We start from the raw sequence: 24,419 nt of genomic DNA on the forward strand, positions 1-24,419 counted from the left end.
GCCGACCAAAAACGGCTCAAAGAACGTCCATTCCCCATCTTCCATCAACAAACGCGCCAAGATAGCCTCCCCAAAAGCTACCTTGAATCAGAATTCAACTGATTTGGGAATCCAGTTTGTCAACAGGTCCTAGATCACCGCCGAAATTAGCAAAACTGCTCTAGGACGCAATGAAGTGCCGTTTCGAAGCGGCCGTGTGTGAATTGTAGGGATATTGCCCGAAGCCTCAGAGGTTAGGGAGTACATGTCGGTATGGAGACGGAAGTCTCGGGTAAGTGAACGTCAAGAGACGCTTTTCGAAAAGCAAGGCTTGTGTCTCGATCTTGAAGCCTTGCTTTCTCTTTATCAAGAGCTTCAATGGTTCCGCATGAACATTGCTTTGGAATGATTGATGTTGGCGGCATCGGTAGACTAGGACCAGATTGCGCTCGTTTAAGGCTATCAGATCCGAGTGTCGGCTGTGCGTTTTGTTGGTTCGTAACGACCTTCTGCATGGTTCACGCCGCGTTACGCCCCGCAAAGTTCCGGACAGTCTCAACGATATAGTCTTGTGTATCTTCGTCCAAATCTGGGTGCATGGGAAGCGAAATTACAAGATCGGCCTTAGCTTCTGTCACGGGAAGGCCACCTGGACCAACAGGGAAGCGGCTATAGACGTCCTGCTTGTGAATTGGAATGGGATAATAGGCTGCCGTTGGTACGCCGCGGGTCTTGGCGTAGGCCGCTAGGCCGTCACGGTCTGGGACTTCGATTGTATATTGGGCCCAAGTTGAGACGCCGCCTTCTATGACCGTAGGGACTACCACGCTGTCGCCCAATAGCTGGTTATACCGCGCAGCAATCCTATTGCGGGCTTCGATTTCCTCAGCGAACACAGCCAGCTTTTCAAGCAAGATCGCGGCCTGAACGGTGTCGAGGCGAGAATTCATGCCGATCCGGATATTGAGATATTTCGGATCATGTTCAAAGGTTTTGCCTGCCAAATCGCTCTTGGTCGCTTTGCCATGCACACGGAGGGAATCCATCACCTCCCAAAGCGCGTAATCGTCTGTGAGTACGGCGCCGCCGTCGCCATAGCAGCCTAAGGGCTTAGCCGGGAAAAAGCTGGTGGTGGCAACATCTGCCCAATGGATCGGATGTTGGCCGTTGAGGGTGCAGCCAAAACCTTGGGCGGAATCGGCTATCAGCTTCAAGCCATATTTTTTAGCAATTGCCGAGATCTCTGGGTAATTGGCGGGCTGGCCAAAGAGATCCACCGCGATGATCACTTTGGGCTTTAATTTACCTTCTGCCAACACGGCCTCAATTGAGGCTTCTAAATGCGCAGGATCGAGATTGTAGGTCACCGGGTCAACGTCAACAAAGACGGGGGTCGCACCCAACCACGGCACCACTTCGCCGGTCGCGGCAAAGGTGAAGCTGGGACAGAAAACTGCATCCCCAGTGCGAATGTGCCACGCCATCAAGGGCAAAACCAAAGCGTCTGTCCCGTTGGCGCAGGACAAGGCGTATTTCGACTGTCCAAACTCTGCCAGAGCTGCTTCAAAGGCCTGAACCTGAGGGCCCATGATATAGGCACCACCATTGATCACACCCATTACCGCATCATCAATGCGGGTGCCGAGCCTGCGACGCTGCGCCAGAAGATCAATAAAGCCAATCGGGGGGCGGGTGCTGTCAGTCATGCTCGTGTATCACTCATCCTCAAGCTAGCCTGTAATGCTGGCTAGGCTGTCTCATAAGCCATCGATTGGGGGTTTACTGCAAGCCAACGCAGATTGGCCCATCACTTTTGGCAACCAAGAGCAACAATCAAGCACGGGTGGCTTGATCAATCGCCTCCGCTATCCGCACAGCTGCTGCACCATCTGCGGCAGAAATCGCAACCGTCCGCTCGCCCAGTATAGCGGAAATAAAGTCGGCAGTGGCAGCGCCCATCGGGTCTGGGATACGAGTCGCAAAGTCTGGGTGGAGGCCGAAGTTGGGTCCATCGTCGAAACTCTTCGCAATAAAGTCGATCGCGACCTCGCCTTCAGCATAGCCAATAGTCATGCGGCGATCGCGCTCTTCAGCCGCGCGACTGGCAAGAAATCGGGCTTCGCTGCCGCCTTCAAAGGTCAGAACGGCTTCTACGGCATCGGGATTATTTGGCTCACCAGCCAAACGGGTGGCCTTAATGGCGACTGGCTCTGACCGGAATAGGATGCGCGCCAAATCAATGTCATGGACCATCAGGTCCAAAGTCACAGACACATCGGCGCCACGAATGCTGGGCAAGCCAACCCGCGTTGCTTCCAAGAATTTTGGCCGCTCCATTACCTCAAACAAACCCATCGCCTTGAAGATGTAACGTTCTTGGTGGCCGGCCTGCAGCACGACCCTGCGGTCCGCCGCATGCTGGCACAAGATGTCAGCGTCTGCAGACGTTGCGGCCAAAGGCTTTTCGACCAAACAATGTTTGCCCGCATCGATCGCGGCGCGCGCTACACCACCATGGGCGATGGCGGGGGTGGCAACCACCAGCGCATCAACTTCAGCCAGAATAGCTGACAAGTCGGTAAAAGCCTGTGTAGACAATTCGCTTGCAAGCGCCTCTGCCCGCTCCGCGTTCAAGTCAAAGATACCGACCAAGGTGGCGCGAGGGTTTGATTTAATTTTATTGGCGTGATTACGGCCAAATACGCCAGCTCCAGCAACACCGATCCGGACCTGTTTCTCTGAGATGTCTGACACGTAGAGAGCCTTCTGATAGGGCAAAAGCGCAGCAAATCCCACGCTGGACTTATGACCTGTCGCTAATGTGCTTCTAGGCGGTCCGCAACCCGAAGCACCTCTGCGAAGGCCAAAAACAAATGGTAGAAAGTGGAGGTGGGCATGGCTTTCGCGATGGGTTGTCCTGCATGGTCAAAGGCATCTAACCAACCGCCTATAGGCTCGACCGCCAAATAGCGATTGAGCAATAGCTGCAATGTCGGCCTTAACACGGGCACTGGATCAGCCCCTGTCAATTCATAGAGCGCGACAGCCGCTTTAAGGCGTTCGGTGTTCGGCCAAGTACGTGAGCCCGCGTCGACGAATCTGCCATCGTCCAGAATAACATTATAAGTGGCTGCACTGACGCGATCGACGCCTTTTTCTTCCCCAAACGCGATCAGGCCTTTGACTTGGTCTGTTACCTCAATACCCAATAATTTATGGGCTGAGGCCAGTATCCACGCCCATTCAAATTGATGACCGGGCTCTACCCAATGGCCTTTCTCTTCAGCCAATCGATCGAGATTGTCGTCAAAATACTCACACAAGGTCCCACGTGTCGGGTCGTAGAAATGGGACTGAAACAGTCCGATGATCTCGCGCGCTAAACGCGCAAAGATTTGGTCTTGTGTTGTTTCAAAACAAGCCAGGCAAGCCTCAAGCGTGTGCATATGCGGGTTTTGCAGCCGGGATCCCTTTACAGGAATCTGATGCCAAAATCCAAGCTTGGGGTGACGCATCTTCGTATCAATTAGGGTCACAGTCTGATGCATTAGGTCCAAAACATCGGGCGTTGGCGAAACGCGGTAGAACCAGCCCAACGAGAACAAAGCAAAAGCATTGTCATAAAGGTCCGTCGTTGGATCCAGGATCTGATTGTCAGACGTGACCAGTTTGGCCCAGCCTGAATCTGGCCCCTGCCAACAATGGGCCACCATGGCTTTATACATTGCTTTGGCATGGGTAATGCTCGGCTGCCAGCCAAGTAAACAGCCATGAGAAAACACATAAACTTGGCGGCAGAACACTCGGACCCGCTTAAAGCCTGGGTCAGACAGACCACCATCTAAGGCCAATTCCTCAACCGGGCCACCATGAACATGATCCCAACCGCGCGTCGCCCATAAGGGCAAAGCGTGATCAAACATCCAAGAGCGCAAGCGCTTGATCTCTAGGTCCACAACATATTGTCCCGGCGAGGCTTAAACGGTTTGATTGTAATGACCCACTTCAGAGAACGCCGCGAGTCTTGGCTTGGCTTCCTGATGGAACAGGGCGCGCATGTCGGCATCACTGAGCGTGCTCTCGACCACCACCACCAATTCCGGCTTATTTGAAGAAGCGCGAACCAAGACGAATGAGCCATCTTCCAATGTCACACGGGCACCATTGACCGTATTCACATCCCGGATTGAGCGACCCATGATTTTCCCGCCAGCGGCAGCCAACGCGACATAATCAGCGACCACCCGATCAATGACCCCATATTTCACTTCATCGCCGCAATGGGCGGACATGGTGAGCGAGGTCCAGGTTAGGGGAAGCTTTTGCTTCATCTCTGAAAGCTTGGCACCACCTGCGCGGTCCAACATGGCAAGGATAACCCGCGCAGCGATTAAAGCGTCGTCATAGCCACGCCCATATGGTGCACGCAGGAAAAAGTGTCCAGACTTCTCAAAACCAGCCAACGCATCAAGCTCATTGGTGCGGCGCTTGATATAAGAGTGGCCTGTCTTCCAATAATCGACCTTTGCGCCATTGGCCTTCAGGACTGGATCGATCTCATAAGCGCCGGTGGACTTCACATCGACTACAAAAGTCGCGTTTGGATGCAGGGCGCTCATGTCACGGGCGAGCAGTAGACCGATCTTATCCGCAAAAATCTCTTCCCCGGAATCATCGACTACCCCGCAACGGTCGCCATCGCCATCAAAGCCTAAGGCGAGCTCTGCACCTGTCGCACGCACGGTTTCGGCCATAGCGTGAAGCATTTCCTCATCTTCTGGATTGGGATTATACTTTGGGAATGTCCAATCGAGATCGCAGTCCATCTCCACCACTTCAGCACCCATCCGGCGCAGCGCATCTGGCGCATAGGCCCCAGCGGCACCGTTGCCGCAAGCGACGACCACTTTGATTGGACGGCTGAGTTTAAAGTCGCCAACTGCGTCCGCAATATAACGCTCCCGCATCCCCTCGATCCGGGTAAGGCTGCCGCCCGGGCGTTCAACGAAAGCACCGGACAAGACGATATCGCGCAGCTTGCCCATTTCATCGGGGCCAAAAGTCAAAGGCTTCTGAGCGCCCATTTTTACCCCAGTCCAGCCATTCTCATTATGGCTGGCTGTAACCATCGCGACAGCGGGCGCGTCCAAAGCAAATTGAGCGTAATAGGCCACGGGCGACAAGGCCAAGCCAATGTCCAAGACTTCACAACCAGCCTGCATCAGACCAATGGTCAAAGCTTGCTTGATCGACAAAGAATAAAAGCGGAAGTCGTGACCAACGACAACGCGGCTGGCACCATACTCATGCAACAAGGTGCCGAGGCCCAGACCCAGTGCCTGAACGCCAAGGAAATTCAACTCCGGCGCCTTCTCATTGCCTTGGATGCCAAACCACCAGCGGGCATCATACTCACGGAAGCCTGTTGCCTTCACTAGCGGATTCATCTCAAAATCCAAAGTATTGGTGGCCAAGTCCGTCCGTGGTTTCGGCATGGTAGTTTGCGTCATCTTGTAAGCTCCAATTGAAGTGGCAGTGCACTAGCGCGGAATGGGATTAGAATAAAGAGAAAGCATTTATGAGCCAGGCGGCAGTACCTACCTTTATATGCTATCGAAATACGACGGTCTGTTGGCCAGCCAGGAAACGTCATACAGCTGCGAAGAGCACAGCTTGATCAGGACGTTAGAGGTTGAAAATGCAGCTAAAGTCCTTTGGCACTCTAATTCTTTGTTTTGAAAGCGTCCGCGGCAAGTCGAACATCTTGCGCACGGTCCTTGTGCATCACCAAAATGCCTTGGGCGGTTGCGATGACCACAAGGTTTTCAACGCCGATTAAAGCGACGGGAACCTCCTCGGATCGCACCAAGCAGCCCTTAGTATCAAATAAAGCGGTTGGTCCCTGGACAACATTAGCGGACTCGTCCTTCTCAGCCAGATCCCAAAGTGTCAGGAACGAGCCAACATCGTTCCAGCCCATATCAACGGGTGCTACCGCGGCGCGGTCTGTGGATTCCATCACCGCATAATCAACCGAGATGGATGGAGCTTTCACAAAAGCGGCCTCATCAAGATAAATGCAACCGGATTCACGGCGGCTCTGGGCCAAAGCAGCACCCGCGGCCATCAAAACGTCTGGGGCGTGGGTGCTGAGCTCAGCCAAAAACGCACTGGCCTTAAAATAGAAGATGCCAGCATTCCAAGCATAATTGCCATCCGCTAAATAGGCCTTGGCCGTCGCCAAGTCAGGCTTTTCGCGGAACGCTTCTACCGCAAAAACACCCTCACCCAAGGCCTGTCCACTTCTGATATAGCCATAGCCCGTCTCCGGAGAAGTTGGGGTCACAGCAAAGGTTACGATTCTGCCGTCGACCGCAGCAGCACACGCATCTAGGCACGCTTGGTGCAAACGCTCTGGGTAAGCGATGACATGATCTGCCGGCAGAACAAGCATCAAGGCTTCAGGGTCACGTTCAGCTTGAATCAAAGCAGCAACCGCCAAAGCAGGCGCAGTGTTTCGGGGCATCGGTTCTAAGACAATGGTTGCGTCAGTTACATTTTCTCGGGCCAGTTCTTCACTAACTGGGCCAAGATGGCTAAGGCCGCAGATAACGAGCGGCGCACCAAAGCGCACCGCCTGATCTGCTGCGACACGCTGCAGAGTTTGACCAAACATCGTCGCTGTCCCAGCAAGTGCGTGAAATTGCTTCGGCTTGGTTTGTGTTGACAGGGGCCAGAGACGAGACCCAGCGCCCCCGGAAAGGATGACAGGTATAATCAGTTGAGAATGCAACGATGTCGTCAAAGACCTGCCCTTATTCCTGCCGAGCGCCCCAACCGCCGGCCATCATATGCCCACGGATTTTCTAAATCGCCTTAGAGGATAGACTGACCTGTCTTAGCCCAATCTTTCATGAAAGCTTCTAAACCAAGATCGGTTAAAACGTGCTTATAGAGCGCGTTGAAAACTGCAGGTGGCAGCGTCGCACAATCAGCACCCGACAAAGCTGCATCTCGAACATGCATTGCTGTCCTTGCGGATGCAGCAAGGATTTGGGTTTCAAAGCCATAATTGTCATAAATAACACGAATATCTCGGATCAGTTCCATTCCGTCCTGACCATTGTCGTCAAGCCGTCCGATAAAGGGAGAAATATAAGTTGCACCCGCCTTGGCGGCCAAAAGTGCTTGAACTGCCGAGAAACATAAGGTGACGTTTACAGGCGTTCCTTCCTCGCTCAGCGTCTTGCAAACACGCAAACCGACTGGGGTCAAAGGCAATTTCACCACAACATTGGGTGCAATTTTTGCTAAAAAGCGTCCTTCCGCCAACAAGGTGTCGTAGTCGCCTGCTACTGCCTCTGCACTTATGGGCCCCGGAATCAGCGCGCAAATTTCTTCAATTGCCTCTGCAATTTTGCGCCCAGACTTTGCAATTAGAGACGGATTTGTCGTCACGCCATCAACAAGCCCCGTTGCAGCCAGAACTCTCAGATCGGCAATCTCGGCGGTATCAATGAAAATCTTCATAAAGCTATCCAGTCAATTGGTGCGGAGGACGAAAGTGACCTTTAGCCCCTTAAAGCACGCAAGACAGTCCCTCAAGGCTAGGAGCCAGTTTGCAATTGCCATGCTTGTTCCTCAGCTGCAAAAGCCACCGATTTTCAGCCACCCATGGCATGATTCCTGCTAGTTCTCGGCAGACTCAGGTCAACCTGGCTTCCTTGTTATCTGCAACAGCGGGTGGGCACTGACGACCGGAGAGACTATAGAGCGCTATTGTTTACGCTGACTCAGGGAAGTTAGTTATGAAAAAAATTCGTAAGGCCGTTTTGCCAGTGGCAGGGTTTGGAACGCGGGTACTGCCAGCGACCAAATCTTTACCGAAAGAAATGTTGCCCGTCTTTGATCGGCCTGCGGTACATTGGGTTGTCGAGGAAGCCTTGGAAGCGGGGATCGAGCATTTTGTTTTTGTGACCGGCCGCAACAAAAATGCGATCGAAGACTATTTCGATCGCGCTTACGAGCTTGAAGATTCTTTGCGTCGTGCTGGCAAAACTGTTCAATTGAAAATGCTGGAAGACATGTTGCCTGAAGCTGGCTCAAAGAGCTTTGTGCGCCAACAGTCACCGTTGGGCTTAGGTCACGCCGTTTGGTGCGCCCGCGACATCATTGGGAATGAGCCTTTTGCGGTGTTGTTGCCAGACGTTTTGGTGCAAGCAACTCCTTCCTGTTTGACGCAGATGATCGCTGGTTATGAGGAAGTGGGCGGCAATGTGATTGCCGTTGACCCGGTGCCCATCGAACAAGTATCGAGCTATGGCGTCATCGCGCACGGACCAAAAGTTGGCAAATCCATGCCGGTTACGGGCATGGTCGAGAAACCAGCCAAAGAAGTAGCACCCTCAAACCTACGCATTACGGGGCGTTACATTCTTCAGCCTGAAATCTTCCATTATCTCGAAACTCAAGAACGCGGCGCAGGTGGGGAGATTCAATTGACAGATGCCATGTTGCGCTTGATGGAAGTTCAGTCTTTTCATGCTGTCGAATTTGCAGGACGCGACTTTGATTGTGGCTCGCGCATCGGCTACGCAGAAGCATTTGTTGGATATGCGCTCAAGGACCCGGAACTTGGGGCGGATGTGCGCGCTATGATCGAACGGCTACTTGCCCGCGACTAAGAAATGGACGGTTATGCCGCACCCATAGAGCTTTTGCAGAACTAGACTTAATTTCTTCAAACCCGTCGCCTAAAGAAGCAGGCTTAAAGTTACTTCATTTGAGCCCAGCAATCGGCTCTGCATCACATGACATCGTCATAAGTAAGGGTTCAAGTTATGCGCGTTACAATGGTTGGCACTGGATATGTTGGATTGGTGTCGGGTGCCTGCTTTGCAGATTTTGGTCATCAGGTCATCTGCGTGGATAAGGATGTCGGCAAGATCGACCGCCTCCATCAAGGGATCATGCCGATCTTTGAACCTGGCCTTGAGGATCTGGTAGCATCAAACGTTAAGGCAGGCCGCCTATCCTTTACTACCGACCTGAGCGAAGCGGTAAAAGAGGCCGACACCGTGTTTATTGCGGTTGGCACACCTTCGCGACGCGGCGACGGTCACGCTGATTTATCCTACGTAGAGCAAGCGGCCCGCGAAATTGCAGAGCACATGCAAGGCTATACGGTGGTAGTCAATAAATCGACTGTCCCTGTTGGTACAGGCGATTTGGTCCAGTCGATCATGACCGAAGTGAACCCCAAGGGCGACTTTTCGGTGGTTTCTAATCCCGAGTTCCTGCGCGAAGGGGCTGCCATCGGCGATTTCAAGCGTCCAGACCGGGTTGTGGTAGGCACCGAGGATGAACGCGCGCGGCAAGTGATGCGCGAACTCTACCGGCCGCTCTTTCTGAACGAGACGCCGATCTTGTTCACGGACCGTCGCACAAGTGAACTCATCAAATATGCCGCGAACGCCTTCTTGGCCGTCAAGATCGCCTATATCAACGAGATGGCGGACCTGTGCGAGCAGGTTGGAGCCAATGTGCAAGAAGTTGCTCGCGGGATCGGCCTAGACAATCGGATCGGCAAGAAGTTTTTGAATGCCGGCCCAGGTTATGGCGGATCTTGTTTCCCGAAGGACACGCTAGCCTTGATGCGTACCGCACAAGAATCCCATGCGCCTGTGACCATTGTCGAAGCTACAGTTGCCTCGAACACAAACCGGAAGAAGCGCATGGCTGGCAAAATCATCGAGGCTTGCGGCGGCGATGTTGCGGGCAAGACAATTGGTATTTTGGGCCTGACCTTTAAGCCAAATACCGACGATATGCGTGACTCCCCAAGCCTCGACATCGTACCAGCTCTCTTAGCGGCTGGTGCCAAAGTCAGGGCTTACGACCCAGAAGGGATGGAAGAAGCGAAAAAGGAACTTACAGGCATTGAGATGGTAGGCGGTCCTTACGAGGTCGCTGATAATGCCGATGCGATCGTCATTCTCACCGAATGGGATCAATTCCGAGCCCTCGACTTTGAACGGATTGCCACACAGATGAGGAAGCCAGTAATGGTGGACTTGCGCAACATCTATAATCCAGAAGACCTACGCCAAGATGGGTTCACTTATGTGAGCATTGGGCGCAAGTGAAGCCTTTAGATTGGGCTTTACACGAGTGGTAACACCTTTTTACAGTCAAGGATTATTGCAGAAGAGATAGGCCGCGGAGACCGGAATGGGGATCATTGAAGACTGTCGGCGATTGTGGCGTAAACTGCCGCTTCCGACACGCCTGATGATCGGAAAGCGGATTCGCTTTCTGACTGAGCCGATGTTGGCTGCGAGTATCCCGGAGGCTGGATCATATCCGCAAAAGGCGTTTCAGTCGGTCACTATTTTGGGTTCATTTTCCTCCCCCATCGGTCATGGGGTCGCTGCAAAACTGCTCGACTATGAATTGCGATCCCGTGGGATCATCGTGCGGCGGATCGATGCTTCTGAATGGATTGGGGCCCCAATTGACCCCAAGCTCGCCATACGTTCAGAGGAAGCAGCCCCCGATGATGTTTTGATCGTCGCCTTGAACCCCGATGTCGCCATCCACGCCTTAGCAAAACTGGGCAAAGAGAAACTCCGCAACCGCAAAGTTATCGGCTATTGGGTCTGGGAATTGGAGGTAGTTCCGAGGTTCTGGAAGTTGGCCGGGCGATTTGCGCACGAGATTTGGACACCCAGCAATTTTTCCGCCCAAGCGCTCAAGAAGCTATTTGACGTGCCTGTGCACGTGGTGCCTCATCCTGTCGCGCTTTTGCCGCCACCCACAATGACAGAGGAACGTCGTGCCAAGGGCCGCGAAGCCTTAGGCGTTTCCAAATCCGCTTTTGTTGCGATCCAAAGCTTTTCGCTTGCATCAAGCCTGACGCGAAAGAATGCAATTGGAGCCATTTCTGCTTTTGTTGCCGCGTTCCACGATCGGCCGGACGCCCGGCTAATCCTCCGCCACCTGTCTGGCGACCGGTTCCCGGATTCTCTTCAACGGTTGCGCGAAGCGGCACAAGTAGCGGGCCCACAAATCATTTTACGGCCTGCAGGCGAAGGGCTTGATGACCTACACGATCTTTATGCCGCGTGCGATGTTTATATTTCATTGCACCGAACTGAAGGATTTGGCTTGAACTTGGCCGAAGTCATGATTGCGGGACGTCCCCTCATCGCGACCAAATGGTCCGGCAATCTCGATTTCATGGACGCCAAATGCGTAGCTCTGATTAATGCAGATTTGGTACCGCTCGACGATCCCGACAAAGTCTATACCCAAAAGGCAGCCCGATGGGCAGAACCACGAACGGATGAAGCCGTCCGCTGGTTAAGGACCTTAGCCGAGAACCCAAAACAGCGCAGCGAGCTAGCACAAGCTGCAAAAGCCAAGGCGATGACGGAATTGAGCGGGAATGCGGTTCAAACCTTGCAACAAGGCACTCAGAAAGCCGGCAACTAGCTAGAGCAACCTCTTCCGAGCTAATCTAGGCTCCGCAGGTCGACGCTTTTTACCATCGCAATATCACCGCGCCGCTTAAAGTCCGGTAAGATGCGCTGCAACCACATTAATGCTGCGGTTTCTTTGTCTTTGCGGGCCGCATCCAACACATGATTAATCAGGGTGCGCAGATTTTCGGGCGGCTCCATAGGATCGCTTGCAACCAAAACACCTTCTACTGGTGTGTTCTCAACCCGCTCAAACGTATGGAATAATTCTTCGTGCAAGCGCTCACCATCTCGTAAGCCTGTTTCAACGATAGCGATATCGCGCCAAGGCTCCTTGCCTTTCATTCGGATCATGGCCTCAGCTAATTCCATAATCCGCACAGGTTCGCCCATATCCAGCACAAATTGACCGCCAGATATTGAACTGCCCTTCTCGGAACCAATCGCCGCAGCCTGTAAGACCAGAGAGCTAGCTTCCTCCACGGTCATAAACCAACGCGTCATTTCCGAATGCGTGATGGTGACCGGTCCGCCACGTGCGATTTGACGCTCAAAAACGGGCATAACCGAACCGCTAGATCCGAGAACATTGCCGAAGCGGACAGAGTGGAAAGCCCCTTTCGCGCGGCGGGAACAGTCGCGTACATAAAGCTCGGCAACACGTTTAGCTGCCCCCATGACGTTGACAGGATTTACGGCCTTGTCAGTCGAAATGAAGACGAACGATTCAACATCTACTGCAATCGCAGCATCAGCCACTACACAGGTCCCGCCCAGATTGACTTCAAGCGCCTCACAAAAATGGCCTTCCATCATAGGCACGTGTTTGTTGGCGGCCGCGTGAATGACGACATGAGGACGATATTTCTCAAAAATGGCATTGATGCGTTGCGCGTCGCGTATGTCGCACAAGCGAGCCACAATATCGATACTAGGATGGGTTGCCCGTATCTCTGATGAAATTTGGAATAGATTGTTCTCAGAAGAATCAACCAAAACAATCCGACTGGGTGATAGCTCAGCGATTTGCTTGACGATTTCACTACCTATGGTTCCACCGGCACCGGTCACTAAGATCTGCTTGAAGCGCACAAGTCCACGTGGCCCGCGCAAATCGAGTTCACGGCGTGTTCGACCCAAAACATCAGCAGGGTGCACCGCCCCCAAGGTAGCCCCAGTGCCTTCGGGAATTCGCATGAGCGCTACGCCTTTGCGCGCTGCGACTTGTAATGCGACTTGAGCAGCGCGCCGAGCAGGATCGCGGCCGATTAAGGCAATGCGGACTTCGGAATTGCGTGAAAGGGCGTCTGTAACCAAAGGCTCCAGTGCGTCAAGGCTACCAAAAACGCGCGCACCGGCAAAAATCTTACCAACTTGAGTGCCCATCGTGGAAACAATGGCGATCGGTCGGATTGGCAACGGCCCTAGGAGACGTGCCGCGTGGATTGCCTGAGTAATGGCATCGGTTGGTCCAACAAGGATTGTCGCCGGGGCATTTGGTGCGATGGTACGGAACAGGGCGCGCAAGCCACCCCCAGAAAGCACGCGGGCAAAACCCCGCGCTGCCGCCATCAGAATAAGGGAGACCGCCGCAGCTACGGCAGGCGAAATGCGCGGCACTGTCACCCTAGGATCAATGAAGAACAAGACCGCTACTGTTCCAATGCCAGCGGCGGCAATGGCCTGCGACAAACGGACTAAGTCATCGGCCGAGGTCCAGCGCCAAACCAATTGGTTGAGACGAAACGCCACCAAAGCGATGGCAATCGAAATTCCGTAACAAGCCAATGCCACGATTGTGCCTTCAGTAGTTGCCGGCTTCAATCCGATCCCATAGGCCAAGTACAGCGCCAACCAAAAACTCAACACCGCCAATAGGATATCAATCAGATAGCCCGTGGAAAAGATTTTTAGCTTAGCGTTAGTCAAATCAAATCCTCAAGCTGAAGGTCCCAGCGCATAATAATATCCGTGCTGGTGTCGTTGGCTCGACGCTTACAAACCAACTGATGGCGGCGATTTTGTGACAATCCTGACAATAATTCTGCATTAGACTGATTTATCTGGGTATCAAAGCCCGGACATCGGAACCGCCACGCCTGTCGCGCTGGTGTACGGATCAAAATGCTCTCGCCATCCCGACTGGGTACAGGACTACAACCTTCGCCCAAATCGAATTGTAGTCCAACCACTTGGACACGTGCGCCACTGGCCCCTGAAAACAAAGCGTCCTCGCCATGCATTTGCCTACCATCCTCGCGGATCGTCACGGTACGGATACAGCTATGTCGCTGACCATCCACTTCAAATGTTGCTTTGCCTTCGAGAAGGGCTTGTCCGTCTTCATCCCGACGTCGAATTTGTGCGTCAGACATGGCAACAGACCGCTCAAAAATCATGGCTGATAGGCCATATGGGCCGCAGGAGACAAGTTCAACGCCATGAGCCTCTACTTCGCAGATCGGCCCAGTGTCTGATAACCCTTGGGGTGTGCGCAGCCAAAGTCGCGTTGAGCCAGCTTCGATCAGGCCAATATGCCCGGTCTTGAGGATCGAGGATCGCCGCCAACGGCCAGGTCCCAGAACAGACTCAACTAAGCCGCCATAGCCACGCTGCTTGTTGAAAGTCACAAGCGATCCGTTGGCACGCTGCAAGGTAGCTAGAGCTTGGCGAACGCGTTGATTAATCGGCTCGGCCTCCACCACACGGGTCAACATCGCGAGGTCAGCTGCTGCTGATAAGGTACCCAATGGCGAACCGTCTGCGAACATGCCATCCGGGGCAATTAGTTCCTCCACCTGGTCTAAAGCCTCTTCAAAAGTAGCTTGACGTAACAGGCCAGGGGCACTGCCGCTGACACCCAATAGGGCCGATGCTCTTGTCCAGATGGCGCGACGGTTCAAAGGCTCCCATCCTCTTGCAAGACCAGCCAGAAAGCCCCGATCCGGCTCAATCAAGCGGGTTATATCGGTCAAGAGTTCACACCAGATTTTCGTCTGCAGCTTGAGTGAGAAATCCTGCATCATCGGCAAGAGATGCGCCAACCAATTGATAATGCGTCGACCGCGCCAAATCTGCACCTCACTTTGGCTCGGCCCGATGGATGCGGCCTTCCATTTTGCCAAGCCCGATTGAGGCTCTTGAGTTTGGCGGATGAACCATTGATCGAGCCAGAGTTCGAGGATTGGAACGAGATCACCATAGGCGGGCGACAAATCACGCAAAAATTCGAAGGATGCGGTCCAGCTTTGGTTAAAAGCGGATGGAAGTGAAAACGGACCTAGAAATGGGTCAAAATTGCCCAAGCCCGTCCTGGTTGGAGTTCGTCCTTGAAGAAGATCCAAACCTTCTTCCTGCACAGATGGGCGGAAATCCGGCAATTGATGCCATTGCCTTCGAACCAGTGATCCCTCGTCATCAAACACGCCTGTCTCAAATAGGCCGCGCAATTCGTGGCCGAGGCGCGCTTGACTGCCCGCCCCTGATTGATGCTTGGCTTGGATTGGCATCTGGGGCCCCTAGCCTGCTGCCGCTTTGAGGGCGGAGATATTGGCCTGATACTGCTGTGGGCCACCTTTAAATACCGCTGTCCCCGCTACCAATGTATTGGCCCCAGCATTGTAACAATCGCGGGCCGTCTGTGGATTTACCCCACCATCAACCTCCAGCAGGATTTCTCGCCCAGTCTGATCGATCATTTTACGCAATGCTTCAATCTTGCCCAACTGGCTGGGCAAAAAGGCCTGGCCGCCGAAGCCCGGATTGATACTCATCACCAAGATCAGGTCAACCATATCCATGACATGGTCCAACACAGATTCATGGGTCGACGGGTTCAACACGACGCCCGCCTTCTTCCCCAAATTCCGGATCGTTTGGAGGCTACGATGTAAATGAGGCCCGGCCTCGGGATGGATAGAGATGATGTCCGCCCCTGCCTCGGCAAAGGCTTGCAAATAAGGATCAGCAGGAGCGATCATCAAATGCACGTCAAATGGCTTATCGGAATGCGGTCGCAGCGCCTGCACAACTTGCGGGCCAATTGTAATATTGGGAACAAAATGGCCGTCCATCACATCGATATGAATTAAGTCAGCACCTGCTGCCGTGATAGCCGCGACCTCTTCGCCTAACCTGGCAAAGTCCGCAGACAGAATGGAGGGGCTGATTAGAAGCTTTGACATCGTCCATTCATGCTCTGCTTCGGGTGGTTACTGCAAGATGACAATGTGGCTCGTCAATCCAAGGCCTAAAGAGGCTTTACAAATCGAGCGATGAAAAACCCATCCATGCCGCCACGATCAGCCCAATAGTGAGGTAGAATTCGCAGAAAGCCTTGCTCTGTCACCGCCAGGCCCAAATCGGGGACCTCTTTAGGCAGAATTGGGGCTAGCTTCAGCCCCGCCTCAAAGGCCGCAGCCACCGCAGGATCGGCCTCCTCAGGCTCCAATGAACACACGGCATAGACCAGACGCCCACCAGGCTTTAGGGCACCAGCCGCGGCTTTCACCAGTTCGATCTGCACGGCGGCAAAACGCGCTACATCGCTGGGTGTCTTGATCCAAAGCGCTTCGGGATTGCGACGCAAGGTACCAGTTGCACTGCAAGGGGCGTCCAACAAAATGGCGTCAAAATAGGGCTCTGCGTCAACCGTGCGCGCATCTGCGACTTGGAGACGGGCTGTGAGACTGGTTCGCGCCAAGTTTTCCGCTACCCGATTGATCCGCCCTGCATCGAGGTCAAGAGCTGTGACATCGGCCCCGGTCGCGGCCAATTGCATGGTTTTGCCCCCTGGTGCGGCGCACATGTCCAGCACTTTTTCACCAGGCTTGGTTGCCAAAAGGCGCGCAGGAAGGGCAGCTGCCGCATCTTGCACCCAATAATTGCCTTCACCCCAGAGCGGCAAAGTGGTCACATCGGTTGGTGTTTCCTTCAAGCGTATGCTGCCAGTGGGCAGAATTATGCCGTCAACGGCTTCAGCGATAGCTGCGCCTTCGCCTTTTGTGGTCAGATCGAGAGCTGGCTGGCGCGAAAGGCTTTCAGCAATCGCATCGGCGGCCTCGCTACCATAAGCCGTGCGCCAACGGTTCCACCATAGGGCAGGCACCCGCTCACGGTCAGGAGGCCGCACCAAGGGCTCCGTGGCAATCCGGCGCAACACGGCATTGATCAGCCCAGCAAAGCCGCGCCCTGTGGCCTCAAACTTGGCCAAATCAACGGACCGGCCGACTGCGGCATGGGGTGGGGCCAAGCCTTCAATCAGCTGTGCAGCACCAACGCGTAGAAGAGCCTTCGCAAAGTGGGCGCTATCAGGCAGAGGCTTTGCCAATTTTGTCGCCAACACCGCGTCGACGAGGCCAAGCGCGCGCAAAGTCGCCAAGGTCAAATGGGCAGCAAAGCCCCGGTCCCGCCCATCGAGGCGAACGAATGCTTGCTCTTTCCGCATCGCCTCTTCCAGGGTCCAACGCTGATCGACAACATGGGAGACAAGGCAGACAGCGGCGAAGCGCGCAGGGTCGGGATTGACCAGCGGGCGAGGCGGGCGACGGTCACCTGTTCCTCTTTGGCCGGAATCGCGGCGAGATGAACCAGAGTGGGACTTGCGGGGACGCGAACGTTCAAAATGGGGTGGATCAGACGGCATGGCGCAGGCTCCTGCGCGTCCAATAGCTTTGGGTCAAGTGCCAGGACAGATAGAGCCGCACGCAGGCACACCCATAATGATTATCCCCACGGACCTTTCTTGGCCCCCCAAGGTCCGGCACCCCGACCAGTACTGTCATCCAGGCCAAGCGCATTGCCGGGCAAGTCATGGCTTTTTAGGGCTTGTAATTGCGCCACGCGGTTCTCGGTGGCCGGGTGGGTAGAGAACAAATTGTCGCGCAGACCACCAGCCAGCGGATTGATAATAAACAGATGTGCTGTCGCGGGTTGGCGTTCTGCATCTTCATTATGGACTTGGCGGGCACCCTGCTGAATTTTCTGGAGGGCTGAAGCCAACCATTGCGGGTTGCCGGCAATTTCAGCCCCTAGACGGTCGGCTTCATATTCGCGTGAGCGGCTTATGGCCATTTGCACCACAGCCGCCGCCATAGGTGCAAAAATCATCATCGCGATCATCGCAATCGGGTTGGGCCGTTCACGGTCACCGCCAAAAAACATCGCGAAGTTCGCCAGCATGCCAATAGCCCCTGCCAGCGTTGCAGCAACAGTCATCGTCAAGGTGTCATGGCTTTTCACATGCGCAAGCTCATGCGCCATAACGCCAGCAATCTCTTGCCGGCTCAACATGGACAAAAGACCCGTGGTAGCCGCAACAGCCGCATTTTCTGGATTACGACCGGTGGCAAACGCGTTGGGCTGAGGGTTCTCGATCACATAAATTCGCGGTCTCGGCATTTGGGCCTTGTGCGCCATCGTAAGAACGTCTTGCGCATAGGTTGCAATTAAGGGGTCACGGTGATCTGGTCCGACTTCGATGGCCCGATAGGCACTCAAGATCATTTTGTCGGAGTTCCAATAGGAGAACACATTCATCCCAGCAGCCACCACAAAAGCTATGGCCATGCCGCCTGCCCCACCAATCAGATAGCCCACGCCCATAAAGATGGCAGTCATAGCTGCCAGTAGCATAAAGGTCTTTGTGGTGTTCATGGAAAGCTCGACTCCGATTAAACTGAACCTATATGTAGGGGCTATGATATCCGAAGAAAGCGCCGATCCTGTCTCTTCTCCTTCACCTCTGCGTGAAGACCGGTCCTATGACTTGGACACGCCCGCTGGCCGCGCCCTTGCCGAGGCAGCCGCACGCCGAGCTCAGACCGAAGCTGAACTAGCTTTGGCTCATGAAATCAATGGCCCAAAAGGGGCAGAACCGACCCGTTTTGGCGATTGGGAACGCAAAGGCATTGCCTACGACTTCTGATGGCCTCTTGCTGTCTCAGATCAAGACACGAAGTCGCCTCATAGGGTTTGTAAGGTGGACCCGGGTGCCCAAATTCCCCGCACGCGGGCACCGCCTTGAACTTTTAAGCTTTATCAGCCCTTTAGAAGGCAACGACGTAAATCTGAGCCGGGCCACAGGACGTGGCTTGCCATTATAGGGGGTCAGAATGACCAAAACTGCTTTCATCGTCTCTCTGATGGCACTTGCCGCCGCTGGACAAGCTTCTGCAGGTAGTCAGCCCGCTTCAGGTCCGCAGAGCCTCGCCACAAATGATCCCTGCCTGCTTGGCACTGCCGCTGACCAAGCCGCTTGTGCTGGCATGATCCGCGTTGTCCCTGGCATGACGGTACAAAGCCAAACCTACAGCACTTCGCCTACCCAAGGCTCTGGCAGCCAAAGCTCTGGCCCGACCGTCTTGTTTGATCCAAATCGCGGCAATAACCATGCTGCGGCTACCCAAGTTCAACCAGTCCAGACCCAAGCCATGGCCTCCAGCGCACCGCGCCAGCAAACCTTGACTGTGACCTCCACTCATCACAACAGCACTCCGCAAGCCGCAACCAGCAATCAAAGCGCATTGACCACAACAGACGCGCGGACAAATCAGACGATGTCCATGAATTGCGTATCCCCTCAGGCAGGTGCGGATGTGACCTGCCGCGGCCATTGGGTCCCAACTCAGCAAGCGCCAACGATCCAACCACATTTTCAATCACAGCCTGCGCAAGTGGTGATTTTGCAGCCACCGGTCGCGCAATCGCCCATCATGGTGCCCCCAACTCTCCCCCGGACCTTGGTAACACAGCACCTGATGCCACCAGTGCCTTGCTGCCAGCAGCAGGAAGTGACGGTGATCCCTGCAAACTTCTTTATGGGCGGCATGAGTTATGGCGTCGGCTTCCCAACCGAAACCAGCTATAGTTATGGCGGCGGTGGGTATGCCATTGTTGGTGGCGGCACGCGCTTTTCAGGCGTGCGCGAGCGCGTCCATCTCGACCCGCCACCACGCAAGCCGCGCAAACCACCACACAAGCCTTGCGGCTGCCACTAAAGGCGAAGCTTTAATCGGCGCGGCGAAACTTTTGAACTTGTGATTTCATCAAGCGCAACGCGAGGCCGTCGGGCAAAAGCTTGCCGATGGCGGCAATAGTCTTGTTGGTGGTACCCGTGACCACCACTGGCTGATTGGCCTCCAGCGCGTCATAGCCAATCTGGGCAACGCTCTTTGCATCCTGCCACAACCATTTCGGCATGGTAGAGACTTGATCGCGCATGCCGTTCACATCATGGAACTCCGAATAGGTGAAGCCAGGGCAAAGCGCGCTGACGTGCACCCCATTATCCGTGTTTTCCAGATTCAGAGCTTGGCTAAACTTGATCAGGAAAGCCTTCGAAGCGCCATAGAGCGTGGCACCTGCCGCCGATGGCAGATGTCCGGCAAGGGAGGCGACATTCATGATACGGCCGAAGCGGCGGGCCTGCATTCCGGGCAGCACCCGATAGGCAAGCTCGAGGGGAGCCTCGACCAGCACTTGCATAAAGGCCGCGTGATCCTCCCAACTAGAGGCAAGATAATTGCCTTGAAGGCCATAGCCAGCATTATTGACCAAGGCGTCTACCGGCCGGCCGGCAGCCTCCAAAGCCGACACAATCTGCTCGGGTGCCGCCCGGTCTGCCAAATCTGCCGCAATCGTGATACTTTCCGCGCCCCAAGTTTGCTTCAACTCGGCAGCGAAAGTCTCCAATCGATCAGACCGGCGGGCGGTCAGCGCCAAATCATAGCCGCGCTCAGCGAAGATGCGGGCAATTGCCTGACCGATCCCTGCCGAAGCACCGGTTACCAAACAAAGTCGTCGTGCCATGATGTGATCTCCTGCCGCCAAAACGGGTTAGTTTGTGTATGGGGTGGATAGACGGCCCCTGCCAGCCCGTCTAGCGCAGAACTCGCAACAGCGGAGGCAAGGCTTAAAGCAAAGTCAGCGAGAAACGCGCAGTAACACGGGAAATCCAACAATCGCCTCTACCTATTGTGCTTGAGCATTGAAGCCACCCGACAAAAGGCGTATTGGCGCCGCCTACAATCGCGCACAAGCAGCGGGTCGGGTGTCCGACTCACTGTGTTCGGGGAGCCAAGATGGCATCGCCTTCAAATATGTCAGCGGACCAAGAACCCTCCAAGGGCTTTAGCGATCCAGCCAGCGGTGCCCAGGGTGGCGGCCATGGACATGGCAGCCAATCAGCCGGCGGATTTTTCATGCTCGCCTTGGGTTCGGTCGGTGTCGTATTTGGCGACATCGGGACTAGTCCGTTTTATGCGATGCGCGAAGCGCTCGCCCATGCCAAGGGCTCTGGAAATCTGGAAGTAGCTGTTCTGGGGGTGGTATCCCTCGTGCTCTGGGCTCTATTCCTGATTGTGACCTTGAAATATGTCGTGTTCCTCATGCGGGCCGACAACAAGGGTGAAGGCGGCACGTTGGCTCTCATGGCACTGGCCCAACGCGCCATGGGCCGAAAGTCACCTTGGGTCTTTTTCTGCGGCGTGATGGGCGCAGCCTTCTTCTATGGCGATGGCATCATCACGCCCGCCATTTCCGTTCTGGGTGCGATTGAAGGCCTAAAAATCGCGCCAGGTGTCGGCAATCTGTTTACGCCATATATTCTGCCGATTTCAGCAGCCATTCTGATTGGCCTTTTTCTGGTCCAGTCCAAAGGCACCCATAAAATTGCGGCTTTGTTTGGCCCCATTACGGCTTTGTGGTTCCTAACGCTAGCTGGTCTAGGTATCTACCATATAGCCGATGATCCGCGTGTCTGGCTTGCCTTCAACCCATTATATGCCGTCCGCTTTTTGATGGAAAATGGCTTTGTGGCTTTAGTCATTCTTGGCTCAATCTTCCTCGCTGTAACAGGCGCTGAAGCGCTTTATGCTGATATGGGCCACTTTGGGAAAAACCCGATCCGTGCGGCCTGGTTTGTCCTAGTCTTCCCATCCTTGGCGTTGAACTACCTAGGTCAAGGGGCATTTGTGCTGGCCAATCCAGCAGCAAAAGCAGATCCCTTCTGGATGATGGTACCGGAGGCCGCCTTCTGGCCTGTGATGATTTTGGCGACAATGGCCGCGGTGATCGCCAGCCAAGCCGTGATCACCGGGGCTTTCTCAATGACGCAACAGGCGGTCCAGCTTGGCCTGCTGCCACGGATGCAAATCCGCCGTACCAGCGAGACCCAAGCCGGGCAAATCTATGTGCCCCAAGTCAATACCTTTTTGCTGATTGGTGTCTTGGTGCTGTTGTTCTCGTTTAAGTCCTCCGGCAATTTGACTTCCGCTTATGGCATCGCGATTACCGGGGCCATGTTTATGGACACGCTTTTGGCGGTGCCAGTAGTTACGCGCCTGTGGAAGTGGAATGGGTTCCAAGCTGCCCTATTGTTGGTTCCCATTGCAGCTTTGGATATGGTCTTTTTAGGTTCGCAAATACTCAAAATTCCCCATGGTGCGTGGTTCCCCCTCGTGTTGGGGGCAGCCATCGTAGTGATCATGTGGAGCTGGCAGGAAGGCAGTCAAATCCTGTCTGAAAAGACGAGGCGAGATTCAATCCCGTTGCGTGACCTTTTAAAAACCCTTATGGCCCACCCACCCCATCGTGTCGCAGGGACCGCCATTTTCTTGACGAGCGACCCCGATCTTGCGCCAGTGGCGCTGATGCATAACCTCAAGCACAATAAAGTTCTGCACGAGAAGATTGCTATCTTAAGTGTTCGCACAGCTGAAACACCGCGTGTGGCCGATGCCGACCGGATCGAGATTGAAGAAATTATCCCCGACGTCCGCGTCGTCATCGTCAATTACGGTTTCATGGAAAGCCCCAATATTCCCAAAGCACTGACCATGTGCCGGAAGCAAGGGCTAAAGTTTGACATTATGTCGACGAGCTTCTTCTTGGGCCATCGTACGATTGTGGCGTCCAGCACGTCGGGCATGCCTTTGTGGCAGGATCATTTGTATATTTTCCTGTCGAAGAACGCGACCAATGCGACAGACTTCTTCCACATTCCTTCTGGGCGTGTGGTGGAACTAGGAACGCAGGTTGTGGTCTAGAGCAACACCTGTTGCTCCAATCTGGACTGGGCGCGCAACTTTGATCCCGAGCGGATCAAAGCGCGCTCAAATCTAAAGTGGGCGCGCAACTTTGATCCCGAGCGGATCAAAGCGCGCTCAAAACCCCTATCCAAGAGGACGATATGGTGCTCTAGTCGGTTGGGTGAACCCGCTCGATTTTTCTCACTTTCTGCTGTGGACCGGGGATTTGTGCTTTGTCGCCGGTCTCATCCTGATGGCGTTGATTTCGGCGTCTGCTGCGGCAAAAATTGATCCCGGAGCGCAAGTCCCGATGCAATTTGGGCTGAACGGACAGCCCACTTGGTCGGCACCCCGGCGGCTGGCACTGTTGTTCGCCCCCGCCCTTGCCGCTGGCTTCGGGCTACTCCTAACCTTCCTCGCCCATCGTCTGCCAAACGAGCAATTGACCAAAGAAGCTGTTTCATTGGGAACGTCTCGGGTGTTTATGGCTTTCACCTTTGTGCTGGCGCATATGGTGCATCTGGCTTTTGCCCTTAAATGGCTCAACAAAGACAAACGACGCTGAGGCCATTGCTCGTATGACAGGGAGTTAGCGGATCAGATGTTGCTTTGGCCGCTTGATCTCACGACGGGGATTGCCTAGCACGACACCCATGCTCTTCAGCCTTGGAACCCAAGCCCTATGACCACCCAACGCAAAGTCAACAAAGTCGTTCTCGCTTATTCTGGTGGTCTCGACACCTCGATCATCCTCAAATGGTTACAAGAAACCTATGGCTGCGAGGTCGTGACCTTCACCGCCGATCTGGGTCAGGGTGAAGAATTGGGCCCGGCGCGTGCCAAGGCGCTGGCGGCAGGGGTAAAGCCCGAGAATATCTTCATCGATGACCTGCGCGATGAATTTGTCCGCGATTATGTGTTTCCGATGTTCCGCGCCAATGCACTTTATGAAGGGGTCTATTTGTTGGGCACCTCGATTGCGCGGCCCTTGATCGCTAAGCGCCAGATCGAAATTGCAAACCTTGTGGGGGCTGATGCCGTCTGTCACGGCGCAACCGGTAAGGGCAATGACCAAGTAAGGTTTGAAGTCTCCTATTATGCGTTAAAGCCCGACGTTACAGTAATCGCGCCATGGCGTGAGTGGAGCTTCCAAGGCCGCCCGGACCTGATCGCCTATGCCAAAAAACACGGAATAGAGATTGCAACCGGCAAAGAGCAAGACGCGCCCTTTTCCATCGATGCCAATTTGCTGCATACCTCTTCTGAAGGCCTCGTGCTGGAAGATCCCAATGAACCTGTGCCTGACCTCGTGTCCAAGCGGGCAGACCGCCGCACCATTACGCCTGAAGAAGCGCCGGACAAAGCAACTCTCATCACCATCGGTTTTGAGCGCGGCGACCCAAATTCGATCAATGGCAAAGCCTATGGCCCTGCGGCATTGTTGGCCGAGCTTAACCGGATTGGCGCTGAAAACGGCGTAGGTGGCCTGGATCTGGTTGAAAACCGCTTCGTCGGCATGAAGTCGCGCGGCTATTACGAGACCCCTGGCGGCACAATTTTGTGGCAAGCCCACCGCGCGATGGAGAGCATTACGCTCGACCGTGGTGCCATGCATCTCAAAGACGAATTGATGCCGCGCTATGCCACCCTAATCTATAACGGTATGTGGTTCACGCCAGAGCGCAAAATGCTTCAAGCCGCTATCGACGTCAGCCAAGAGGATGTCTCCGGCGAGGTCACACTAAAAGTCTATAAGGGCGGGGTCTATGTGCAGGGCCGTTCCAGCCCGCTCTCGCTCTATAACAAAGAACTCATCAGCTTTGATGCGGCGGGTGGTTATAATCAGAAAGACGCCGAAGGCTTTATTAAGCTGAACGCGCTTCGCCTTCGGATCGCAGCTTGGCGCGATCAGCGCGCCGGCAAAAACGACTAG

General features: G+C 54.5%; 20 protein-coding genes. 8 read left to right on the forward strand and 12 right to left on the reverse strand.

All coding sequences use genetic code 11. From position 1 onward, the window contains the following. Positions 1-497: 497 nt before the first annotated feature. From ACIQ20_RS06670 to fsa, 6 genes are all read right to left on the reverse strand, one after another. Positions 498-1,685: a DegT/DnrJ/EryC1/StrS family aminotransferase gene (locus tag ACIQ20_RS06670; RefSeq protein WP_395778629.1), complete on the reverse strand. Its 1,188-nt coding sequence runs from the start codon at positions 1,683-1,685 to the stop codon at positions 498-500. A 127-nt stretch (positions 1,686-1,812) separates the two neighbouring features. Continuing rightward, positions 1,813-2,733 carry a Gfo/Idh/MocA family protein gene (locus ACIQ20_RS06675; RefSeq protein WP_395778631.1) on the reverse strand — a complete coding sequence of 307 codons (921 nt, stop codon included), beginning with the start codon at positions 2,731-2,733 and terminating at the stop codon, positions 1,813-1,815. A gap of 62 nt (positions 2,734-2,795) precedes the next feature. Further along, positions 2,796-3,935 carry an AGE family epimerase/isomerase gene (locus ACIQ20_RS06680; protein WP_395778633.1) on the reverse strand — a complete coding sequence of 380 codons (1,140 nt, stop codon included), beginning with the start codon at positions 3,933-3,935 and terminating at the stop codon, positions 2,796-2,798. 21 nt (positions 3,936-3,956) lie between these two features. Continuing rightward, positions 3,957-5,474 carry a phosphomannomutase/phosphoglucomutase gene (locus ACIQ20_RS06685; protein WP_395778710.1) on the reverse strand — a complete coding sequence of 506 codons (1,518 nt, stop codon included), beginning with the start codon at positions 5,472-5,474 and terminating at the stop codon, positions 3,957-3,959. Positions 5,475-5,701: 227 nt separating this feature from the next. After that, positions 5,702-6,784, reverse strand: a complete 1,083-nt coding sequence (locus ACIQ20_RS06690) for a mannose-1-phosphate guanylyltransferase/mannose-6-phosphate isomerase (RefSeq protein ID WP_395778635.1) — start codon at positions 6,782-6,784, stop codon at positions 5,702-5,704. A 71-nt stretch (positions 6,785-6,855) separates the two neighbouring features. Then, positions 6,856-7,509, reverse strand: coding sequence for a fructose-6-phosphate aldolase (fsa, locus tag ACIQ20_RS06695; RefSeq protein WP_395778637.1), 654 nt, complete (start codon positions 7,507-7,509; stop codon positions 6,856-6,858). A gap of 278 nt (positions 7,510-7,787) precedes the next feature. Between fsa and galU the strand changes: the two genes are divergently transcribed. From galU to ACIQ20_RS06710, 3 genes are all read left to right on the forward strand, one after another. Further along, the gene (galU, locus tag ACIQ20_RS06700; RefSeq protein ID WP_395778639.1) at positions 7,788-8,663 is read left to right on the forward strand and encodes a UTP--glucose-1-phosphate uridylyltransferase GalU; all 876 of its coding nucleotides are present in this window, start codon (positions 7,788-7,790) and stop codon (positions 8,661-8,663) included. 156 nt (positions 8,664-8,819) lie between these two features. Further along, positions 8,820-10,124: a UDP-glucose dehydrogenase family protein gene (locus tag ACIQ20_RS06705; RefSeq protein ID WP_395778641.1), complete on the forward strand. Its 1,305-nt coding sequence runs from the start codon at positions 8,820-8,822 to the stop codon at positions 10,122-10,124. A gap of 85 nt (positions 10,125-10,209) precedes the next feature. Next, entirely contained in the window at positions 10,210-11,472 is a 1,263-nt protein-coding gene (locus ACIQ20_RS06710; protein ID WP_395778643.1) for a glycosyltransferase, read from the forward strand. Positions 11,473-11,492: 20 nt separating this feature from the next. Here ACIQ20_RS06710 and ACIQ20_RS06715 read toward each other — a convergent pair whose 3' ends face one another. The 5 genes from ACIQ20_RS06715 to htpX form a co-directional block, all read right to left on the reverse strand. Then, positions 11,493-13,388, reverse strand: coding sequence for an SDR family NAD(P)-dependent oxidoreductase (locus tag ACIQ20_RS06715; RefSeq protein WP_395778645.1), 1,896 nt, complete (start codon positions 13,386-13,388; stop codon positions 11,493-11,495). Next, on the reverse strand, positions 13,385-14,968 hold the full coding sequence (locus tag ACIQ20_RS06720) for a heparinase II/III family protein (protein ID WP_395778647.1): 1,584 nt from the start codon (positions 14,966-14,968) through the stop codon (positions 13,385-13,387). Before ACIQ20_RS06720 ends, ACIQ20_RS06715 begins: the two co-directional genes overlap by 4 nt. 9 nt (positions 14,969-14,977) lie before the next feature. Next, positions 14,978-15,643 carry a ribulose-phosphate 3-epimerase gene (gene rpe, locus ACIQ20_RS06725; protein WP_395778649.1) on the reverse strand — a complete coding sequence of 222 codons (666 nt, stop codon included), beginning with the start codon at positions 15,641-15,643 and terminating at the stop codon, positions 14,978-14,980. Positions 15,644-15,708: 65 nt separating this feature from the next. Next, positions 15,709-17,103 (reverse strand): RsmB/NOP family class I SAM-dependent RNA methyltransferase, encoded by a 1,395-nt coding sequence (locus ACIQ20_RS06730; protein WP_395778651.1) that lies wholly within the window; start codon positions 17,101-17,103, stop codon positions 15,709-15,711. Between the two features lie 80 nt (positions 17,104-17,183). Beyond that, a complete protein-coding gene (gene htpX / locus ACIQ20_RS06735; RefSeq protein ID WP_395778653.1) occupies positions 17,184-18,113 on the reverse strand; it encodes a zinc metalloprotease HtpX in 930 nt (309 codons plus the stop codon). Between the two features lie 43 nt (positions 18,114-18,156). On the opposite strand from htpX, the gene ACIQ20_RS06740 reads away from it, so the two are divergent. Together ACIQ20_RS06740 and ACIQ20_RS06745 are read left to right on the forward strand one after the other, a co-directional pair. Then, positions 18,157-18,384 carry a DUF1674 domain-containing protein gene (locus ACIQ20_RS06740; protein WP_395778656.1) on the forward strand — a complete coding sequence of 76 codons (228 nt, stop codon included), beginning with the start codon at positions 18,157-18,159 and terminating at the stop codon, positions 18,382-18,384. Positions 18,385-18,571: 187 nt separating this feature from the next. Further along, positions 18,572-19,456: a hypothetical protein gene (locus tag ACIQ20_RS06745; RefSeq protein WP_395778658.1), complete on the forward strand. Its 885-nt coding sequence runs from the start codon at positions 18,572-18,574 to the stop codon at positions 19,454-19,456. A 10-nt stretch (positions 19,457-19,466) separates the two neighbouring features. Here the strand turns inward: ACIQ20_RS06745 and ACIQ20_RS06750 are convergent, their stop codons facing one another. Then, complete coding sequence (locus tag ACIQ20_RS06750; RefSeq protein WP_395778660.1) at positions 19,467-20,267, reverse strand: SDR family NAD(P)-dependent oxidoreductase; 801 nt, start codon at positions 20,265-20,267, stop codon at positions 19,467-19,469. Between the two features lie 272 nt (positions 20,268-20,539). Here ACIQ20_RS06750 and ACIQ20_RS06755 point away from each other — a divergent pair, with 272 nt between their 5' ends. From ACIQ20_RS06755 to ACIQ20_RS06765, 3 genes are all read left to right on the forward strand, one after another. After that, a complete protein-coding gene (locus ACIQ20_RS06755) occupies positions 20,540-22,504 on the forward strand; it encodes a potassium transporter Kup (RefSeq protein WP_395778662.1) in 1,965 nt (654 codons plus the stop codon). Positions 22,505-22,667: 163 nt separating this feature from the next. Beyond that, positions 22,668-23,051, forward strand: a complete 384-nt coding sequence (locus ACIQ20_RS06760; RefSeq protein ID WP_395778664.1) for a hypothetical protein — start codon at positions 22,668-22,670, stop codon at positions 23,049-23,051. Between the two features lie 117 nt (positions 23,052-23,168). Continuing rightward, entirely contained in the window at positions 23,169-24,419 is a 1,251-nt protein-coding gene (locus tag ACIQ20_RS06765; protein ID WP_395778666.1) for an argininosuccinate synthase, read from the forward strand.

The sequence above is a fragment of the Aquidulcibacter sp. genome, assembly GCF_044346625.1.
In the GTDB taxonomy this organism is placed as follows: domain Bacteria; phylum Pseudomonadota; class Alphaproteobacteria; order Caulobacterales; family Aquidulcibacteraceae; genus Aquidulcibacter.

What these genes read in the sequence shown, in the direction of transcription:
- htpX (WP_395778653.1), bottom strand. Translation starts at nt 18,113, where the DNA reads ATGAACACCACAAAGACCTTTATGCTACTGGCAGCTATGACTGCCATC.
- ACIQ20_RS06740 (WP_395778656.1), top strand. Translation starts at nt 18,157, where the DNA reads ATGATATCCGAAGAAAGCGCCGATCCTGTCTCTTCTCCTTCACCTCTG.
- fsa (WP_395778637.1), bottom strand. Translation starts at nt 7,509, where the DNA reads ATGAAGATTTTCATTGATACCGCCGAGATTGCCGATCTGAGAGTTCTG.
- ACIQ20_RS06705 (WP_395778641.1), top strand. Translation starts at nt 8,820, where the DNA reads ATGCGCGTTACAATGGTTGGCACTGGATATGTTGGATTGGTGTCGGGT.
- ACIQ20_RS06670 (WP_395778629.1), bottom strand. Translation starts at nt 1,685, where the DNA reads ATGACTGACAGCACCCGCCCCCCGATTGGCTTTATTGATCTTCTGGCG.
- ACIQ20_RS06745 (WP_395778658.1), top strand. Translation starts at nt 18,572, where the DNA reads ATGACCAAAACTGCTTTCATCGTCTCTCTGATGGCACTTGCCGCCGCT.
- galU (WP_395778639.1), top strand. Translation starts at nt 7,788, where the DNA reads ATGAAAAAAATTCGTAAGGCCGTTTTGCCAGTGGCAGGGTTTGGAACG.
- ACIQ20_RS06750 (WP_395778660.1), bottom strand. Translation starts at nt 20,267, where the DNA reads ATGGCACGACGACTTTGTTTGGTAACCGGTGCTTCGGCAGGGATCGGT.
- ACIQ20_RS06765 (WP_395778666.1), top strand. Translation starts at nt 23,169, where the DNA reads ATGACCACCCAACGCAAAGTCAACAAAGTCGTTCTCGCTTATTCTGGT.
- ACIQ20_RS06685 (WP_395778710.1), bottom strand. Translation starts at nt 5,474, where the DNA reads ATGCCGAAACCACGGACGGACTTGGCCACCAATACTTTGGATTTTGAG.
- ACIQ20_RS06720 (WP_395778647.1), bottom strand. Translation starts at nt 14,968, where the DNA reads ATGCCAATCCAAGCCAAGCATCAATCAGGGGCGGGCAGTCAAGCGCGC.
- ACIQ20_RS06730 (WP_395778651.1), bottom strand. Translation starts at nt 17,103, where the DNA reads ATGCCGTCTGATCCACCCCATTTTGAACGTTCGCGTCCCCGCAAGTCC.
- rpe (WP_395778649.1), bottom strand. Translation starts at nt 15,643, where the DNA reads ATGTCAAAGCTTCTAATCAGCCCCTCCATTCTGTCTGCGGACTTTGCC.
- ACIQ20_RS06755 (WP_395778662.1), top strand. Translation starts at nt 20,540, where the DNA reads ATGGCATCGCCTTCAAATATGTCAGCGGACCAAGAACCCTCCAAGGGC.
- ACIQ20_RS06710 (WP_395778643.1), top strand. Translation starts at nt 10,210, where the DNA reads ATGGGGATCATTGAAGACTGTCGGCGATTGTGGCGTAAACTGCCGCTT.